The sequence below is a fragment of the Sphingomonas sp. BAUL-RG-20F-R05-02 genome, assembly GCF_022662305.1.
Lineage (GTDB): Bacteria > Pseudomonadota > Alphaproteobacteria > Sphingomonadales > Sphingomonadaceae > Sphingomonas.
On record NZ_JAKNQH010000009.1, the window covers coordinates 80,100 to 98,686 of the forward strand.

The window sequence follows — 18,587 nt, forward strand, 5'->3', positions numbered from 1 at the left end:
ATCAACGTGCGGCGCAGGAGGTCGGCTTGGCCGATAATGACATTGATGATGCAGCTCGCGTCGACCGCGCGGACTTGAGCGCGATCGTGGCTGACGCGCTGGTCATCGTGGATCAGGTCCAGTCGCTCGAACCCTATCTCCCGCAACTTGCCCCCCAAGATCGCGAACGCGTCGACGACTATGTCCGCCGGGCGTCCGCCGACGCGACCCTGCGCGCCTACAAGTCGGACTGGCGGCTGTTCTGCGCGTGGTGCCAGGAAAGCGGCTATCGCCCGCTTCCCGCGACGCCGGCGACGGTCGCCGCCTTCCTGACGCTGCTTGCGGAGAGCGGGTTCAGTCCGGAGGAACCTCGCCGGACCAAGCGCGGCGTGGTGCTTCCACGCAAGGAACCGGTGCCGCTCGGCCGCGCGACGATCGGCCGACGGCTTGCTGCCATAGTATTCGCGCACCGAGCCGCCGACGTCGAGCCGCCGACCTCGCAGCCAGACGCGGCTCGCCTCGAGCGCGCGATGCGCGGCATCCGCAAGGACAAGCGCGGCGAGTTGCCTGGCAAGAAGCGGCCCGCAGACGGCGACGTGCTGCGCGACATGGTACGCGCGATCACGGGCGAGGATCTGCGCAGCTACCGCAACCGCGCGCTACTTGCGATCGGGATGGCCGGAGCGTTCCGCCGTTCCGAGCTCGTGGCAATCACCGTTGCGCGCGTGAGCGGGGATAGCCGCGGACTCCTAGTGCGCATCGCAGCATCGAAGACTGACCAGGAGGGCAAGGGGCACACCGTCGCGATCCCCGACGGTCGCAGGCTTGAACCAGTGAGGCATTACCGCGCCTGGCTCGAGCAGGCAGGCATCACCAGCGGGCCGGTATTCCGCAAACTGACGCCACAGGGTCGGCTAACCGACAAGCCAATGAGCGCCCAAGGCGTGGCGTTGGTAGTAAAAGCGGCTGCGATCGCCGCGGGCTATTCGCCGGAGTTGTTCTCAGGCCACTCTCTCCGCGCCGGTTTTCTGACCGAGGCAGGTCGCCAGAACGCCAATTTGTTTAAAATGAAGGAGCATAGCCGGCATTCATCTTTAGAGATGGTAGCGGAATATGTGCGGGATCATGAGCGGTTCCGCGAGCATGCGGGCGAGGGATTCTTGTAACTACTACCCAGAAGAGGACGCTCAGAGCATCGGTTCAGCTCCCCAACTCTGGCCGCTCGTTCATGCCCACGGTCAGAGTGAAATGAGAACGACGAGCCCCTCCCTCTGACCGCCAGGCTTTCTCAAAAGGGATGCTGAACTGGGACAGTTGCTACCCGGCTCTTGGCGAATGCCGCACCTGGCTGGGCACCGCATCCACTACGGCTTGTCTGCTTTCAAGGGATCGAACCATCGACAGTGTCACCTTTTTAACTCGCTCAACCGACGGAAGGCGATCGGCGTAACGTTGAACCGGGCAATACAAGTTCAAGCGAGATAGGTAGGCTCATGATCATGATCGATCGGCGGATCACAGCGTTGGCGTTGGTGGTCGCTAGCACTCTTCCCACAGTGGCGTGTGCCAAGCAGCCTAGCGGCGAACGAGCGCAATCAACCGTCGCCACTCATGCTCAGACCACTATACCAGCCAGCGCTGGCGCTGCGCGGCCATCGAACGGACGCGATAACGCCGGAGGTTGGACCCTTCAGCAGTTCCAGCAGCGTCGCGAACGCAAAGTGATGGCAGCAGATACCAATCGCGACGGTCGGGTCAGCCGATCCGAATTCGTAGCGACGATGACGAACGGCAAGGGTGATCCCGCCAAGCGGTTCGCGCATCTCGACCGTAATAGCGACGGGTCCGTGGATCGACCGGAGATCGATACGGCCGCCAGCGAGCGCTTCCACCGGCTGGACATCAATAGCGACGGTCGGCTGACCCGTGAGGAACGCAAAGCCGGGCACGCCTTGGCCACCAATCGTGGCGCCGGTCCAGCCGACGACGCCGGCGAATGACATCGGGTCAGGAACCATGCCGGTAAGGTGCGCCCAATTTGGACAACCCCGATCCCGATGTTGCGCTGCTGTCCCGCCTCTCACGCGGCGATCCGATAGCGGCGCGCTTGCTCGTAACGGGCAAGCTCCCGCGCATCGTCGGTTTGGCGAACCGCATGCTGCGCGATACCGCCGAAGCGGAGGACGTTGCACAAGAGGCGTTCGTCCGGGTCTGGCGGCAAGCTGGCAGCTGGCAGCCGGGCCGTGCGCGGTTCGATACCTGGCTGCACACGGTCGTGGTCAATCTGTGCCGCGATCGGTTGCGTCGTCGACGAGAGGTCACGAGCGATGCGGTCGTCGAGATTGCGGACCCTACGCCCGATGCCGAGGCTACGCTTGTGGCGGCAGAACGCGATGGGGCGGTAGCAGCTGCGATCACCGCGCTCCCAGAGCGTCAACGAGAGGCCATATTGCTCGTTCATTATCAGGATCTGACGGGCGCGGCCGCTGCCGAGGCGCTGGGGGTCAGCGTCGAGGCGATGGAATCTCTGCTGGCGCGCGGTCGACGGACCTTGCGCGCCCAGCTTTCGCAGAAAGGAGCGAACGATGACATCTGAGCCTTTCAGCCTCACGCGTTTCCAGGCGCTGGCCGATGCTTACGGCGGTGTGATCGCACGGTGGCCGGATGATGAGAAGGATGACGCGTTGCGCCTGTCCAGAACGCCGCAGGGGAGAACTATCCTCGCCGACGCACTGAACCTCGACGAGGCACTCGACGGCTGGCGGATACCGGTCCCTAGCAGTGCACTCGCAGCCCGTGTCCTTGCGGGTGCGCCCAGAACCTCGATCGCGCGATCGGTCAAACTCTGGTGGGCTGCGATCGGGATGACCGTGGCCCTGTCAGGCGCCACGGCCGGCATCGCCGCTACGACGATCCTTACACCCGCAAGTCAGGCGGACAGCATGACGGTATTTGGCGACCTTCCGACCGGGAGTGACAGCAATGGGTAGAATGCGCGTTCTTGTTGTCGCCTCGTTGCTGCTCAACCTGTTCCTCGCAGGGGCACTTGTTGGCGGAACGGTCTGGCTGAAGGGTGGTCACCGCATGATTGCCGCGGGCGCGCTGCGCGTGATCGGTTCGGAACTGCCACGCGATGAGCGCCGTGCGTTCCGTACCAACCTGCGTCAGGCACGCGCGTCCGTACGGCCGCTTATCGTCGACAGCAACGCCGCCAAGGCGGAGGCAGCACGGCTATTGAGTGAGCCAGTACCGAATGCGGTTGCGATCAAGGCGTCGCTTGCGCAGGCTCGCGCCAACGACGCCCGGGTCCGTGCGATCGTGGAAGATCGCGCGGTGGATTTTGCCGCCACGCTCCCGCAGGCGGACCGCCAGAGCATTGCGAATGCGTTGACTAGCAGGATACGCAAGCGGGATCGCTAACGCCCATGGCGACGGGGGCGTCGCGACGGATTTGCTATGACGCGCCGTTCAACGAGCAACGAACCGAACAGAAGGTCACGCTCCGTTGAGAACAATCCTGATAAAGCGTCTGATGACGACTGCCGCCCTCCTGTGGGTCTCCGCCTGCGGTAGCGGGGGTGGTGCGACGTCAGCGCCTATTGCCGTTGTCCCGGACGCAACGCCTACGCCGACCCCCACCCCAGCGCCTTCACCCACGCCAACGCCAACACCTGTTCCCACGCCGGTAGCTGCACAGGCGGTCGGCGTGTCCGGGCTTCACCTCACCCTCAACGGCCAAGCCTGGATGCCGCGAAGCGTCGTGATCCGCGGCTTTGTCGCCACGCCCGCGTATCTGAAAGCCAATCTGGCTGGAACATACACGGGAACCGTGAACTACGGGGCAGCCGAACTGTCCGCAGCGACGGCGTTCGGCGCCGACACGCTTCGCTTCCAGGTCAGCCAGCCGTCGCTCGATCCGCAGTCGCCACTCTACGACGCCGCCTATACCGCCAGCGTCACCGCCGCGATTAAGCAGGCGCGCGCTGCCGGGTTCGTCGTCATGATCTCAATGCAGGACGAGACCAATAGCGGCGAGACGGGGTTCAACCCGTTCGCCACTGCCGAGACGGTGCGCGACTGGGACGCGCTCAACGCGACCTTCGGTGCGGATCGTGGCGTGCTGTACGAGCTGTATAACGAGCCGCGACCGGCCAAGAGCGCCGCGAACTGGGCGCTATGGGCCAATGGCGGCACCAACGCTGCCGGCGCGAGCGATCCCGTCGCGGTCGGCATGCAGCCGCTGCTCGACCATCTGCGTGCAGCCGGCAGCCAGAATGTCATGGTCCTCGACGGGTTGGGGATAGGTCGCACACTCGATGGCGTCCCGACGATCAACGACCCGCTCGGCCGTGTCGTCTATGCAGTCCACCCCTATCAGCGCGGTAGCGATGACGAGAGCAAATGGGATATCGATTTCGGCATTCCCAGCACCAAAATGCCGGTTTGGGCCGATGAATGGTCGGCCGGGTTCGGCGCCGATATCGGCCTTGGCAACCTGACCAGCTATCAGGTCGCGGTCGACCTGCTGAACTACCTGCGCGACCATGCGATTCCGCTGGGCGGCGGTGCGTTCGACGTGCCGGGCGTGATGACCCAGAGGGTGCCGGGATGGGCGCCGACGACCTATGATGGATCGACGCCGGCCAATCCGATGGGCAATTCGGGGCAACTCGTCCACACGCTATTTATGACGAATTACGGTCGCCCACTTACCGCAGCGGACGGGTTGTGACGTAGAGCCGGGGCACCGCGGGTGCCCCGGCCAACCATTGGCTTAGCGGTAGCGCCAACCGCCATGCCAGCGGGAACGGTGTCCCCAATATCGCCCACCATGCCAATAGCCGCGGCCGGGGTAGAACACGCCGATTACCGGACCGCGCCGCCCATATCCAGGCCCGCGATTGGGAATACAGCGCCCATAGCCACCGCGATGAAAGCCCCGTCCGCAGCCTTGGGCGGCATCGGCGGTCGACGCCACGCCGAGCGTCGTTGTGGCGGCTAGAGCCGCCAGGATAAGCATCTTCATGATCACCTCTCAGTTTGCTTACGCATCCGGAATTGAACCGGACTATCGTTCAACGTCACCGGCAGCGGTTTCCGTCGCAGCTTGTTTTGGCGCGCGCGACCTAGTCGCCGCTTGGCACGTCTCGAGCACATCGAAAGCCGATATGCCCGGTACTGCTCTCAGGGGTGCTGCTGCTACGGGCCGCAACCCGGTAGCGATTGCAATAGGACGGGTGGCACAGATGCGAACCGCCCCGCAGCACCCGACGCTCGCCGCTGGCGGGACCTTGAGGATCGTCCCGCGATGCAAAGAGATGGTGCGCCGGATCGAACCAGTCGGCACACCAGTCCCAGACGTTGCCGGCCACGCCGTATACGCCGTAGCCGTTGGCCGGGAACTCGCGCACCGGCCCCGTGCCGGGCGGTAGGCCACCGGCTCGTCGACGTGGGAACGGTCCGTCCCAGATGCGACAGCGCGGATCGCCGTCGGGCATGAATGCATCGCCCCAAGGATAAAGCTGCTGGTCGAGCCCCCCGCGTGCCGCGCACTCCCATTCCGCTTCGGTCGGCAGGCGCTTGCCGGCCCAGCCTGCATAGGCGAGCGCATCGTGCCAAGAGACATGGACGACCGGGTGATCGCCTTGGTTGTCTATGCCGCTCTTGGGGCCAGAGGGGTGACGCCAGTCGGCACCCTCGATTGCCGCCCACCAGGGCGCCTGCTCCACGACCGGATCGCCAGATCCCGTCTCGCCTACGAAGACGAAGGACCAGCCCAGATGCTCGGCATCGGTGACATGGCCGGTCGCCTCGACGAATAGCGCAAACGAGGCGTTGGTCACGGCGGTCGCGTCGATCAAGAAGGGGTGAAGGCGCACGGCACGAACCGGTCCCTCCCCATCGCCGGGAAACCCAAGCGGATCGTCCGAGCCCATTCGGAACACGCCGCCCGGAATCTCGACCATCGCGTCAGTCGAGGTGGAGCAAACCCCGACATGCAGCGACGGCGTGCGCGGTGCCTGGCTCGGGTGATCGGGAGGACAACAGCCCATCGATGTTCAGGTCGGGAAGTCGGTGATGCGTGTGACCGCATCTGCCAGCGGAAAGGGGTCACCAGCCGAGATCAACCATGCCCCGATCTGTTTGTCGAAACCCGTCATCATCGCCTGGTGTGCCGGGTCGCGGACCAGATTCTTCATCTGGAACGGGTCGGCGACATTGTCGTAAAGGCACCAACGACCGGTCTCGGCAACAGCGTAGGTATGGGTGTCGGTTCGCAAACCGCGATAGGTCGGCTGGTTGATGAACTCGTGACCTGGTCGCGTCTCCCGTCCCTGGCGTACGGGGCTGTCTGACGCCGTCTCTCCTGCATCGCCGTCCTCACCGTGTGCTTCTGTACTATCGCCTGCATGTGGCAACTGGTTCATCAGGAACACGGCTTGCGATGCCTCGACTCTCCCACCGCGCATCACGGCTGACATGTCATGCCCGGCACAGTGACGGGGGACTGGCAGGCCAGCCAGCGCGCACAAGGTGGGGTAGATGTCGATGGCGGCAAACAGCGTGTCGGACCTGCTGCCTTTGGGCGTCACGCCGGGATAGCGGATGAAGAACGGGACCCGGCAGGACTCCTCGAAGGGCACCTGCTTTGCCATTCGGCCTTGCGAGCCCATCATGTCCCCGTGGTCGGAGGTGTAGACGACGATCGTGTCTTCCGCATGGCCACTGGCCTCCAGTGCGGCGAGCAGCCGCCCGAACTCCGCATCGACGCCGGTGATCGCACCATAATAGCCCTGCATCGCCGCACGCAGCGACTCGGCACCGGTCAGAGGTCGCGCCTCACCGGCCGCGGACTTTCCTTGCAGCGGAAACGAGACGTTGGGTCGCAGCTTGAGCTGGTCGGGAGGGTAACGCTCGGCGTCCTGCGCCGGCGGATTGTAAGGCGGATGTGGCGGGTTCCACGACACCATCAACATCCAGGGCTTGGTCGCGCCTTGCTGCTGCTTGATGAGGGTGATCGCCTGATCGGTCATCGTCGTGCAGTTCCAGCCGTCGGGATGGATTCGGGCGCCGGTATCGGGATCGTAGGTCCAGGAGCGGTAGTGCGCGTTGGTGCGAGCCCACACATGCCAGTCTTCGAACCCCTGGCGATCGGGACCAGCGGGTATGAACGCGTTCCCGCGACCCTGCAGATGCCATTTGCCGACATAGCCGGTGTGGTAGCCGGCATCTCGGAACACACGGCCGAGCGAAATCTCGTTCGACGGGAGCGCGACGTTGTTGTGGGTCAGACCCGTCTGATACGGCCAGCGTCCGCTCATCAGGATGCCGCGATACGGCGTGCATAGCGGATAGTTGGAGACGCAGCGATCCATCGAGAGGTTCGCATGTCGAAACGCGTCGAGGTTCGGGGCGGAGGCCTGGTTGAAAGGTTCGCCTGGCAGCGACGCGGCGCGGTGCTGATCGCTGAAAACGTAGAGGAGATTGGGCCGTCGTCGTGTGGTCGCAGCGCGCCCGCCGGTTGCAGCGACTGCGGCGACTGCAGCCGTCGCCTGAACGAAATCACGACGATTCATGGGGCCTTCTCCACAGCATAACGAAAGGCCGGGGCGGCAGGGGCCACCCCGGCCCTGGCTCAGTAACCGCGGCGATTGTGCTTGCTGTTGTAGATATGCGCGCTGGCGCGGTTCTGACGGTTCTCCAGGCGCGCACGCTGGTTGCCGTTGAGGTGGCCATCATTGTTCGCGCGCATGCGCGCTTCGGTGGCATTGATCCGACCCTGCTGGCGCTCGTCGCGGACCGCCTCACCGGCCGTCAGGCGCCCGCTGGCAACGCCCTGATTGATACGCGCCTGTTGACGGCCCTGACGCTGATTGACGTTCTGTGCATCTGCGGCTCCAGCAAGCACCAATGCTGCGGTGAGGGCAGCGGTGAAACGTAGCTTCGACATCTCGTTCTCCTTGTTACGACTCCTTCAACGCGGTGCTGGCCCCTTTCCGTCGCGGGCAAATTGGAATTGAAGCGTTGCCGTCTTCCTGTCCTGGCTCGAACATGGATAGATCGCGGGGTTACGCTACGGATACGCACGCACAGGTGGCGCCTCCTGCGTAAGCGCTTTGGAACACCAAAGACGACCCACAATCGGCCATTCACGCCCATTCTGCAGCGACCCGGAAGCAGACGTTCGTCAAGGCAAGGTGCTACAGCCGGAATTGGGCCGGTTGCGGAGCGGCGGGGACGAAGTGCGAGGATCACCAAAGCAGCCCATCTGCTCACCTATCGCGTCTCAAGAGAGCGGCAGCCGCTATTGGTGATACGGCCGAGAGAGGCCCTTGTTTGCCACGTAAAGCCAGCAACGCTTTCATGGTCGCCCTAGGCGGGTTACCGACTTTCAGCCGACTGGTTCTGCCAACGCCCGAGCCGCGACCAATCAAACAATTGTAAGGCGGCGCGCGCCACCTTCTTCACAACCGCGGAAGTTTGACGTATGGAGCTTCCACCCAAGCGCGACTCCCATTGCGCTTGCCAGCGAACGGACAATGTAACCCCGTTCGTTAGGGCTCGTGACTACACTTGCCCTTAGCGCCCTTGGGCGCGTGGTAATCGCTGATCGCATTGCGATCGGTGGCTAGGGCGGGCAGCACTACCCCCGCCTTAGCAAGACAAACCCGCTATGCGCGGGGGCGTCTTTGCCAACGCGCTCTGTGGCCGGGAATCTGCCAGCGTTAAGCAAAGCACCTCCGCCGAATGAAAGGTCGGCTATGTTTGAGGTTATCGTAAAGCGAGCGCTTGCAATCGAGCTACTGCTCGTATTCTTGGAAAGCGCCTTCCCGATTCAGCGCGCGTGGTTACCGATCGGCGGATCACATCTCGCACAGATCGGCGCCTGCTTCGTTTTGGCATATGCCTATTACGAACTCGCGCCGCGATCCGATCGCAGCCAAGGCAAGCGGGATGACCCCTGATGCAGAGATGAACAAGCCTGCCTACAGCCTCAGTGCCGGAGGTGGGCCGCTTTGGAATAGCGGCTCTCAAGTGGTCGAGCTCAGAAAGCGGACCTTCGTCCATTTGGTTGATCTGGCCACCTACACCCACAATCAGCCGTTCGAGGCTCACTGCGCCTGACCCAGCTTAGGCCGTTCATTCAGGAAGCCGGTTCGTCGCGGGTCAACGTGGTCGGAGGACCAATGGAACCGCGCTGCGGTCCGCGAGGTGACCGTGCTCACGGAGCAGCTGCGCGACGTCGTGTCACTGGCCGAGCGCCTCCAGCAGCATCTCCAGTCCGTCGCCGCGCTCGATCTCGAACCATTCGACGATGCGCAAACATGCCTTTCCCATCTCTAAGGCAGGCATCGATCGTACAAAAAGCACTCTGTGGGATGCCAGTAGATGAAATATTTCGTTGTCTGACCTTTATCAGATTGTGATCTTTCATCTTGAAAGCTATTTCGGGGTCCGAAAGAGCACGAAATGCGATTCGCCATACCAACCGAAGTCCTCAGGCATGTCCGGGAGGCGGCGCAGGTCCGCCAAGGTGCCCTCGCAACGCGCCTGGGAACCAACGCCACTTTCGTGTCGCGTCTCGAGAAAGAGACGGTCACTGACCCCGAGTTCGCCCAGCGTTACCTGACTGCCGTCGATACCGACCTGGCCAACCGAGTGATCGAGCACTACGAGCGCGACTGGCGCAACATCGATCCGCCGAGCTTCCTTCATCCCAACCGCGAGCAGATTTGGCGCATCGAGCTCGCGATGCAGGAACTGGCCGGCTTCGAGGCGGGCCCGCAGCACAGCGACATCCTACGCCCGTGGATCGCGTCGCTGCGCGACGACCTGTCGTCAGTGCTGCGTTACCTAGAGCGGCTTGACCACACGATCGCCTGGATCGGCGACATCGGTGTGGGCAAGACGACCGCACTCGCGCACGCCACCAAGCTGCTGCACACCGACGGCAAGGGTCCTCCCAAGCCTGTGTTCCCGGTCGGATCGGGACGGGTCACGGTCGCCGAGACGAAGGTGAAAGCTTCGCCTGCCTACGGCGTCGGCGTGGAAGCGGTCGACCTTGACGGCGTGCGGGCCCTGGTCACCGACTTCGTGAACGGCTTCGTGGGCGGCGGTCGCGGCGGCGGCGTCCCCGCCGAGATGGCGCGCGTCCTGCGCAATATGTCCGGCTTCCGCACGCGTCGCCAGCCGACCGGCGGCGACGCGTTCACCACGTCTGATCCGATCGCCGACGGCCTCGCAGCCGGCGAGCAGCCCGACGTGTTGGTCGATCGCATGATGACCGCTATGGACCTTCCCAATAGGCGGGAGACCTCGATCGCGCACCCCGGCGATGCCGAGGACGGCATGGCGTGGCTCGCGCGGACGATCGCCGGCATCAACAACGGCCTAGACGAGCGGTTCTCGGTGCCGAAGCGTATCACGGTGCTGCTGCCGTCCACCGTCCTGCGTGGCGCCGGAGAGCTCTCGGTCGTCGACACCAAGGGGATCGAGGGCGTCACCCAGCGGTCAGACCTTCGTGACTACCAGGACGACCCGCGCGCGCTGATGGTCCTGTGCACCAAGTTCCCCGACGCACCGGGTCAGACGGTCGAGCGTCTGCTGCGCGACCAAGCGGAGCAGGGCTCGATCGCGGTCGAGCGCCACCGTGTTGCCATCCTCGTACTGCCCAGAGGCGACGAGCCGCTGCAGGTCCTCGATCAGGGCGAGCACCCAGCTACCCACGCTGAGGGCCGCGCCATCCGCGCCGAAGAGATCGCGGGCGCGCTCGCCGGTGCCGCGCTCCCCAACGTCCCCGCCATTTTCTTCGATGCCCACCGGGACACACCGGAATCGGTCTGGACGTCGCTGCGCGGCCGGATCGAAGCGATGCGCGCCTTCCACGTCGGTCGGCTCGACCGTACCGCGCGCGCTGTGGCCGAGCTGATCGGCAACGTTGACCTGGTGAAGACCCGCAACGCGCGCACCGAGATCGAGCGGCGCACAACCCTGCTGGCGGGGCGGATCGCGAATCTGACCGGGGTGAGGCGCCATGCCCACCTCAACCTCGTCGAGCAGCTCGACATCGGCCATCAGAGCTCTGTCGCGGCGGCGGTCGCGCGCGGTGGCGAATGGCCGAACTTCCCAATCCAGCACCTTCTCGGCGTCGGCGTCCGCCAGGATGCGGTGCTGCGGTCGGCCGAAAACTTCGGCCGGGTGACCCACGAGTTGGAATCGATGCGGGACGACCTCGCGGAAATCGCCGGCGTGGCTAAGGTACTCGAAGGTCTCGGTGACCGCGTTGACGAGTGGCGGCAAGACTTTCTAGCCGCCGCGCTCGAGATTGGCCGCGACGCCTTCAGGTCGATGCTGAAGGACGAAACGGAACTATGGCGCCGCTCGCGCGAGCGCTACGGCACCTACGTGCCGGGATATAAGAAGGACTTGGCTACGATCTGGCGCGAGCACTTCGAAGGATCGGCGCCGGACGAGGCGCGCCGCGCGGTTGAGGAACGGCTGGCCGACGCCTGGAGCCGGATGGTGGTTGAGCCGCTGCTCGCCGCGACTAAGGCGGAGGACGACGCGTGAACGAGGTCGGCATCATTGTAACCGCAGTACCGTCGGCCGCCTCCCCCAACCTGCTCGTGCTCATCGCCGCCATTGCGGTGCCAGTCGTCGCGCTGATCGCGACGACTTGGAGCAACCTTAATGTCGGACGCCAGCTCAAGGTTACGCGAGACACAGTCGATCGGCAGATCGACGCCGCGCGGGATGCCGCCACCGACCAGCAGGCCGCCTCGGCGGCCGCGCTCGAGCGACAGATCGACGTTGCACGCCAGACCAGCGCAGACCAGCTGGAGGCGTCGGCCGCCGCGGTAGAGCGGCAGATCAAGGCGAACGTGATCTCGACAAACCGGCAGCGGTGGATCGACCTGCTGCGCGACGACGCGTCGGAATTCCTTGAGCGCCACGCGTCCGTGCTAGAATACGCCGCGGGCACGAACCTCTCGGCACAGGAGAAGTTGCTCGCTCGGGCGGCGCGTGAGCGCCGCGCGCTGCTTTTCCAGCGCCTGCGGCTTCGGCTCAACGCCGGCGAGGATGAGCACAAGGCGCTGGTCACCGACCTTGGGCAACTCCTCCAGTCCACCGTACCCGCGTCTCAGGACCCGGTTTTCGAGAGCGTCGTCGTGAAGGTGCAGGCCATCCTCAAGGCGGAATGGGAACGTGTGAAGCGCCTCGAAGCGAGCGGGGTCGATGCCCCGGCACTTGCCGCCCCTCAGGTTCCCGCGTCCGGAGGACAACCCACTATGCCGCCGAGATCGTAGCGTGACGGAACCAACACGGGTCACTGGCTACCACGTTGCGGTGGACGTGCTTAAAATCACAAGACAAGATGGCGCGCATGGGGGACCGCGCGACGATGACCGAAGCACCTGAAGGCCTGGTGATCGACGACGAACTACGGTCGGTCGCCGCGGGGCGCGCGCGCAGGGTCGACCAGAAGACCATTTCGGCGAACTCGGTTGCCACGCTCGACATGAAGCTGGCCGCTGAGGAGGCGGACGGCTGGAGGCTCGGCAAGCGCAACCTGCGGTCGATCCGGCTGGAACGCGACAAGCCAGCGGACCGCCAGCTCGAGGACGACGTCTGGACCCTGTTCCACAGGATGGGGTTCACCGCGCTCAACCGCGACCGCACGTTCTCGATAACCACTAAGGACGGGGCACGGCGGCAGATCGACGTCCTCGCAAGGGACGACGAGACCGTCTTCGTGGTCGAGTGCACCCACTCGCGAGACGGCGGCAGCAAGTCCATAAAGCAGCTGCTCGACAAGATCGGCGCGATCAGGGAGGACTTAGTCGGATGGGTCCACACGAGCTTCGGGCGCAGCCCGAAGCTGAAAATTAAGATCGCTATTGCCACGCGCAACGTCGATCTGCGCCCCGCGGACCGCGAGCGGGCGGCGCTCGCCGGCGTCCCGATCATCACCGAGGCGGACCTCGACTACTATCAGCGCTTGACCGGAATCCTGCGGTCGGCCGCGCGCTACCAGTTCCTCGGACGCTACCTCAGGGGCGAGAAGGTCGAGGGTCTTCGGACCCGGGTCCCGGCGACGCGCGGGCGCGTGGGCGACACGACCTTCTACAGCTTCCTCATGTCGCCGCACGACCTGCTGCGCATCTCGTACATCAGCCACATGGGCAAGACGTCGAACGACGACCTTGATACCTATCAGCGGATGGTGAAGCCGGCCCGCCTCAAGGCGATCGGCGCGTACCTCGACGGCGGGGGCACGTTCCCGACCAACATTGTCGTCAACATCAAGCTCGACACGCTGAACTTCGACCTCGGCGAGAACTTCGGCCAGACGTCGACGGGCATGCTGAACCTGCCGGGTCAGTACGGCTCCGCCTGGGTGATCGACGGCCAACACCGCCTGTACGGCTTCGCCTACGCCGGCCGCTCGCCGGACGAGGACGATTCCGTCGTCTCCGTCCTCGCCTACGAGAACCTGCCCGTCCGCAAGGAGGTGGAGATGTTCGTCGACATCAACACCAAGCAGGTCAAGGTCCAGCGCAACCTCGTCAACGAGATTATCTCGAGCCTCAACATCGAGGACGAGGACCCGCGCAAGCGCCTCGCCGCCATCGCGGCGCGCACGGTCCTGCGGCTCGACGAGGACAAGCGCTCGCCGGTGCGCGGACGGATCCTGACCGTCGGCGAGCAGAAGGACAACGTCCGTTGCCTCACGCTCACCTCGCTCGCCGACGGCCTGGAGGGCAACAACCTGCTCGGCACGGTCCACGGCACGTTCGGGCGCAAGGGCGGAGCCACCCTGCAGCCGGGGCCGCTCGGGGGCCCGTCGGACAAGCCGTCAGCCATGATGGACAAGGCCACCGCCACCCTCGCCGGGTACTTCTCGCTCTTCGCGGACGGCGCGCCTGAGCACTGGTCTTTCGGCGACGCCAAGGGCGGCTACCTGTGCACCAACCTCGGCTCGCGTGCCCTGCTCGTCCTCCTGCGTAAGCTCATAGTCTTTATTGAGCGCGACGGCACCCGCGCATCCTCGCTCGACGCGGAAGAGATCGTCGAGCTGGTGGCACCGCTCGCCCAGCACGTGGTCGCCTTCTTTCGGAACGGCTCTGCCGCAGACGTCGCCAGCTTCCGCAACCGCGGCAGCTCGCTCGCGAGCGTGGACCAGAACGCCTTGCAGATGATGGCGATCATCCACTCCGCCGACAGCGGGTTCAATCCGCCCGAGGTGAAGCGCTACCTCGACAGTCAGGACGCGGAGGGGACCAAGCGCGCCCACGACATGATTCAGGAGATCAACCGCATCCTGTTCGACGACGTGATCGCTACGCTGAAGGCGGCATACGGGGAGACCCGCGACGCCTGGTGGAACCAGGGCATCCCCAAGGCCATCAAGAATGAGGCCGACAAGCAGTACAACAACGAGAACGGTGAGAAGGAGCGCTGGCGCTACCTCTACTTCATCGACTACCTCGGCATCGTCCTGCACGAGGGGAACTGGGAGCTCTTCAAGGACCGCTACAACTTCTATGGCAAGGGCGCGAAGGCCTCGCTGATTCGGTGGATCGCGAGGGTCAACAAGGCCCGGACCGTCACCCACCACGCCGAGAAGGGACCTCTATCCAGGGACGAGGTCGCCTACGTCGAGCGGGTCCACGAGCTGGTCAAGCGCCACATCGAGGGCAACGAGCCGATCGAGGGACGCAGGCAGCTGCTGTTCGACGACCGCGGCGCCGAGGCGAAGGCGCCCGAGGCCGAGGCCGCCTAACCGTCGGCATCGCCAAGACGAGGGGATGCCAAGCACCCCGCTCCCGGATCACCTGTCAGGCAAAGTCGTCGCCATATTCCTCGGTGAGTATCCGGCGTGCCTGCGCCAGGCACTGCGGCGCGAGCCCGCGCTCGAGGTTGCCCCACACCTCGCGAAGCAATTCTTGGCGAGCGGCAAGTTCGATCGCCTCGGTGTCAACCTTCGGCTCGGTGCCGCCCAACGCGCGGATCGCCTCGACCTTTACGTCGGAAAGCTGCGAGCCCACCGCCTGGAGGGCGGCGGCGGTCGCCGCGTCCGCGTCGCGCGACGCCGTCGCGACCCGCTTCTGCAGCTTGGTCACCTCCGCCGAGATCTCGATCAGACGGTTCTGCGAGCGGAACCCGGCGCTTCTCGCCGACCCGAATGCCTTCTCCACCTCCTCCGCCTTGTCGGACAGCTTCTCCAGCGTCATCTGGCCTTGGTTCGAGATCGCGTACGCCTCGCGTCCCAATTCCGATGCCACCACCCCAAGCTGCTTGCGGACCTGCCGCCAGCTGGCGTCCTCCTCGAAGGTGTCACGCCGCGCGTTCGGCACCAGCGCACCGGCTGCTACGAAGACCTCGCCAACGAACCAGTCAGGAAAGCGCACGAACGACTTGGCGTGCTTCTGGAAGACCTCCCGGAATATCTCGGTGCCGTCGATCTGGATGTTCTTGATGCGGACGCGGATGCCGCTGACGTTGGGATCCAAGTAGGAACCTGGCTGGTCCTTCTGCCCAACCCAAAGCCACCACCTGCCGTCGGGATCACTCTGCGTCCAGCATCGGTCGATCTCGACCATGCCGGCTTGGGCAACCTCGTGCTTTCGGCCGTACAGCTTGTGGATGGAGACTGGCTCCAAGGCCCCGTCACGGATGGTGACGCGGACCTCGTCGATCGCGACGCCGACCTTCCGCTCCATGTCGCGGAGTTCGGCGCGGAACGGGAAACCGGGGGCGTAGGGCACCGGCCCCACCTGCGACACGAACGCACTTAGCTTGTTGAACTCGGTGCACTCGTCAGGCGCGTCGCGAAACCCGTCGAGACGCACCTCGAAGAAGTGCGCCGGGTCACCGGCCTCGACAGGCACGATGGTCGCGCTGACGCACTCGATGAGCACCTGCTCAGCTGGCAGGCTGGATCCCTTACCCGGCGACATCAGTTCGCGCATCAGGTCACCGTCGAACACGACGACAGTCTTCTCGTCCTCGCCCGCCGCGCGCGTCGTGAACGTGACCTTCGAGCTGAACACGATGCCGGCGAGCCTGCCGATACCTCGGAAGCCCGCGTCGCTCCTGTGACTCTTGCCTGACGCACCGACCGCGGTAAGGACGCCCACGGCGTTGTCTACCGACAGACCGCCGCCATTATCGCGGATGGTCAGGCCATCGCGGTCCGCGGCCATCACGATCTCGATCAGCCCATCGCCTTCCATAAGAAGGTCGGGCGTGGCCGTCCGGATCGAGTCGAACCCGTTTTGGACGTACTCGCGGATCGCGTTGCGGGACTCACCGTACATCCCGACGGTCAGCGTCTCCAAGATGAAGCCGCCGAAGAAAGGTTGCACCTGGATAGTGCGGATGCCGGTCATGATTCCTCCTCGCGGTTCGCCGTGTACACTTGGGCTGGGTCGCGCAACCCAATCTCGGGCCGCAGCCCGAACTCCCGTCCGAAGTCGTCGGTCGGTACTACCTCCTCGAACGGGATGCCGAGGAGCGCGCACGCGGCGCGCACGATGCGCTCGCCCGACACCCGCTCCTCGCCGCCCATCAGTTCGCGCAGCCGCCACTCCTTGCGGAACTGGGTGGGCTCGAGCACCCGCTGCCCGGCTATCCGCAACTGGCCGAGCTCCTCCGGTCCTTCGCTGTCCGCCTCGATCTCGATGACGGCGGGCAGCGGCGTCCGCGCTTCGCCGGGCAGCCGAACTGGTCGGCGTTCCGACTTTTCCAGCTTGGCCCGCACCGCCGCCACCGCCGCCGAGAAGTGCGGCACCCCCTCCAGCGACCACAAAGTCTCGAGGGCGGGGCTAGACGGCGGAAGCCGCGCCTCGTTGTCCGCACGCTCCAGGTAGGCCGACGCCAGCAGCCCCGCGTAGAGGTTGCCGGACGTCTTGTGGGGCAGCACCAGGAGGGCGGAGCACAGGTCCGCGGCCGCGCTGGTCCAGCCCGCTCCGCCGGCCCGCGAGCGGTCGCCGACCTCGCGGGCGAACACGACCAGCGCGTCGTCGTCGCGCTCGCGCAGGTTGGCCTCGACCAGCACCGCGCCGAGGCCTTCGCCGCCCTCCAGAGCAGTCGCGGCCAGCGCCACCAGCGCGGCCGCCTCGCCCTCGGCCGGGGCCCTGGACCTAGTTAGTACATCACGCAGCCTCGCCTTCGAGTAGACGACCCGGGGACCGTCGCGCCACTGGGGGGCTATCGTTGGGGTCACCGGCCCCTCGGCACCAGCCGGCCCCTCGGGGGGCGGCACGCCCATCCGCTGGACGACGGCCACGTCCTTGAACGCGTCTGACGCGTCCGGAAGCAGTCGGGCGAGCAGGAAGCCGACATAGGGTGAGTCCAGCAGAGCGAGATCCCGGACACCGGCGACTGACCTCGCTTCCGCCACCAGCAGCGGATGCGGGCGCGGGATCGGCTTCAGGCGCTCGGTCGCCAGCATCTCGGCGTCCATCCCGGCGTTCGTCCCGCCGCCGAGATACCAGTCGTTCTTGCGGTCGTTCGTCAGGAGGACGATCGAGCGGGCGCGCTGCAGCCGTGCGTGCTGCAGGACCTCCTTCCAGAAGATGAGGTCACCCCACCTGTTGTGGCCGACCATCCTGGGTTCACTGCCGTCGTCATCCGCGCCGCTGCCATCCGTCACCGGGTCGGAACCGTCGACGCCCGTCGCGAGGGGACCGGGACGCTTCTCCTTTTTGTTGCGATCACCGAAGCCGGGCGGCAGCCGGCCGGAGAACCGCGCAGCGCCCACGCCCTCGATACTATCGACCAGCTCGAACACGTTCGTACCACCCGTCGAATGGCGGTTCACGAAGGCTATCACCGCGTCGGCATTGGCCGCATACGCCGCCGACCACCCGCCCAGCAGGTCGGCAAGCGCCGACGCCTGCGCCAGCGCACGCCGCGCTTGGACCCGGTTCGCGTTCGGCGTCGCGTCACCGAGCGGGACATCGAGGTAGGGGTGCAGGACGGAATACAGCCCACCGACCTTACGCAGCTTCTCGGCCGTCTCGGCAAGATTGGTCACGACGGTCTTGGACACGTGGTGCCGAAGATATTCGTGCCCCGCCCAGACCGGCACATGCAGACGACCAGAGCACCGCGCCTCTAGGCATTCGAACAGCTGCGTGCGGGCAGCGTCCCCCACCTTCGTCAGCCACATCAGCATGGAGGTGTCGAGGTAGACGTGCGTGCCGACGGCTGAGAGCAGCGCCGCGATGCGCGCGAGGAATTCCTCAGCGTCCTCCCCACCGATCGGGATCGCGAGAAGTGGCTCGGGCGCCTTCGCGAGACCCAGCTTACGCGCCACGGCGCCGAGGAACGTCATCGGAGTTCCGGCCGCGCGACGCGGCGACTCCGCGTCGGCCATGCGATCATCCAGTGCTTCCCCCCCGCTACCCCGAGATGATGCTTGGACCGTCCATCTTCGTCAACCGGAACGGCCCGCTATTAAGGCGGGTCGGGCGCAATCAGCAGGCGCAGGCTGCAAAATAACGATTGCCAAAGTCTAGGGCGCGTAGGGCGCACCAGAGCGTGACGGTGCGGCGAAACGTTCCGTTTATCCGATCGGGCGCGCCGACAGGGGTGCCCCC

Annotated in this window: 16 protein-coding genes; 10 read left to right on the forward strand and 6 right to left on the reverse strand. The window is 65.3% G+C overall.

Going from position 1 to position 18,587, the window contains the following annotated elements:
- Positions 1 to 26: 26 nt before the first annotated feature.
- The 6 genes from L8F97_RS17060 to L8F97_RS17085 all read left to right on the forward strand — a co-directional run bounded on the left by L8F97_RS17060 (position 27) and on the right by L8F97_RS17085 (position 4,711).
- Positions 27 to 1,145, forward strand: a complete 1,119-nt coding sequence (locus L8F97_RS17060) for a site-specific integrase (RefSeq protein WP_242152937.1) — start codon at positions 27 to 29, stop codon at positions 1,143 to 1,145.
- Between the two features lie 558 nt (positions 1,146 to 1,703).
- Positions 1,704 to 1,979 carry an EF-hand domain-containing protein gene (locus L8F97_RS17065; RefSeq protein WP_242152940.1) on the forward strand — a complete coding sequence of 92 codons (276 nt, stop codon included), beginning with the start codon at positions 1,704 to 1,706 and terminating at the stop codon, positions 1,977 to 1,979.
- Between the two features lie 38 nt (positions 1,980 to 2,017).
- On the forward strand, positions 2,018 to 2,575 hold the full coding sequence (locus L8F97_RS17070) for an RNA polymerase sigma factor (protein ID WP_242152943.1): 558 nt from the start codon (positions 2,018 to 2,020) through the stop codon (positions 2,573 to 2,575).
- A complete protein-coding gene (locus L8F97_RS17075; RefSeq protein WP_242152947.1) occupies positions 2,565 to 2,969 on the forward strand; it encodes a hypothetical protein in 405 nt (134 codons plus the stop codon). The genes L8F97_RS17070 and L8F97_RS17075 overlap by 11 nt, the downstream gene beginning before the upstream one ends.
- 1 nt (position 2,970) lies before the next feature.
- A complete protein-coding gene (locus tag L8F97_RS17080; RefSeq protein WP_242152950.1) occupies positions 2,971 to 3,399 on the forward strand; it encodes a periplasmic heavy metal sensor in 429 nt (142 codons plus the stop codon).
- Positions 3,400 to 3,685: 286 nt separating this feature from the next.
- Entirely contained in the window at positions 3,686 to 4,711 is a 1,026-nt protein-coding gene (locus tag L8F97_RS17085) for a cellulase family glycosylhydrolase (RefSeq protein ID WP_242152953.1), read from the forward strand.
- 42 nt (positions 4,712 to 4,753) lie between these two features.
- Here L8F97_RS17085 and L8F97_RS17090 read toward each other — a convergent pair whose 3' ends face one another.
- From L8F97_RS17090 to L8F97_RS17105, 4 genes are all read right to left on the reverse strand, one after another.
- Entirely contained in the window at positions 4,754 to 5,005 is a 252-nt protein-coding gene (locus L8F97_RS17090; RefSeq protein WP_242152956.1) for a GCG_CRPN prefix-to-repeats domain-containing protein, read from the reverse strand.
- Between the two features lie 100 nt (positions 5,006 to 5,105).
- Complete coding sequence (locus L8F97_RS17095) at positions 5,106 to 5,945, reverse strand: formylglycine-generating enzyme family protein (RefSeq protein WP_242152958.1); 840 nt, start codon at positions 5,943 to 5,945, stop codon at positions 5,106 to 5,108.
- Between the two features lie 93 nt (positions 5,946 to 6,038).
- Positions 6,039 to 7,556, reverse strand: a complete 1,518-nt coding sequence (locus L8F97_RS17100; protein ID WP_242152962.1) for a sulfatase — start codon at positions 7,554 to 7,556, stop codon at positions 6,039 to 6,041.
- A 59-nt stretch (positions 7,557 to 7,615) separates the two neighbouring features.
- Complete coding sequence (locus L8F97_RS17105) at positions 7,616 to 7,930, reverse strand: hypothetical protein (RefSeq protein ID WP_242152965.1); 315 nt, start codon at positions 7,928 to 7,930, stop codon at positions 7,616 to 7,618.
- A 1,004-nt stretch (positions 7,931 to 8,934) separates the two neighbouring features.
- Here L8F97_RS17105 and L8F97_RS17110 point away from each other — a divergent pair.
- From L8F97_RS17110 to L8F97_RS17125, 4 genes are all read left to right on the forward strand, one after another.
- The gene (locus L8F97_RS17110; protein WP_242152968.1) at positions 8,935 to 9,105 is read left to right on the forward strand and encodes a hypothetical protein; all 171 of its coding nucleotides are present in this window, start codon (positions 8,935 to 8,937) and stop codon (positions 9,103 to 9,105) included.
- A 345-nt stretch (positions 9,106 to 9,450) separates the two neighbouring features.
- Positions 9,451 to 11,550, forward strand: coding sequence for a hypothetical protein (locus L8F97_RS17115; RefSeq protein WP_242152970.1), 2,100 nt, complete (start codon positions 9,451 to 9,453; stop codon positions 11,548 to 11,550).
- The gene (locus L8F97_RS17120; protein ID WP_242152973.1) at positions 11,547 to 12,287 is read left to right on the forward strand and encodes a hypothetical protein; all 741 of its coding nucleotides are present in this window, start codon (positions 11,547 to 11,549) and stop codon (positions 12,285 to 12,287) included. Before L8F97_RS17115 ends, L8F97_RS17120 begins: the two co-directional genes overlap by 4 nt.
- A 77-nt stretch (positions 12,288 to 12,364) precedes the next feature.
- Positions 12,365 to 14,764 carry a DGQHR domain-containing protein gene (locus L8F97_RS17125; RefSeq protein ID WP_242152976.1) on the forward strand — a complete coding sequence of 800 codons (2,400 nt, stop codon included), beginning with the start codon at positions 12,365 to 12,367 and terminating at the stop codon, positions 14,762 to 14,764.
- Between the two features lie 55 nt (positions 14,765 to 14,819).
- Here L8F97_RS17125 and L8F97_RS17130 read toward each other — a convergent pair whose 3' ends face one another.
- Both L8F97_RS17130 and L8F97_RS17135 read right to left on the reverse strand, forming a co-directional pair.
- Entirely contained in the window at positions 14,820 to 16,373 is a 1,554-nt protein-coding gene (locus L8F97_RS17130; RefSeq protein WP_242152979.1) for an ATP-binding protein, read from the reverse strand.
- Complete coding sequence (locus L8F97_RS17135; RefSeq protein ID WP_242152984.1) at positions 16,370 to 18,364, reverse strand: PIN-like domain-containing protein; 1,995 nt, start codon at positions 18,362 to 18,364, stop codon at positions 16,370 to 16,372. Before L8F97_RS17135 ends, L8F97_RS17130 begins: the two co-directional genes overlap by 4 nt.
- Between the last annotated feature and the right edge of the window lie 223 nt (positions 18,365 to 18,587).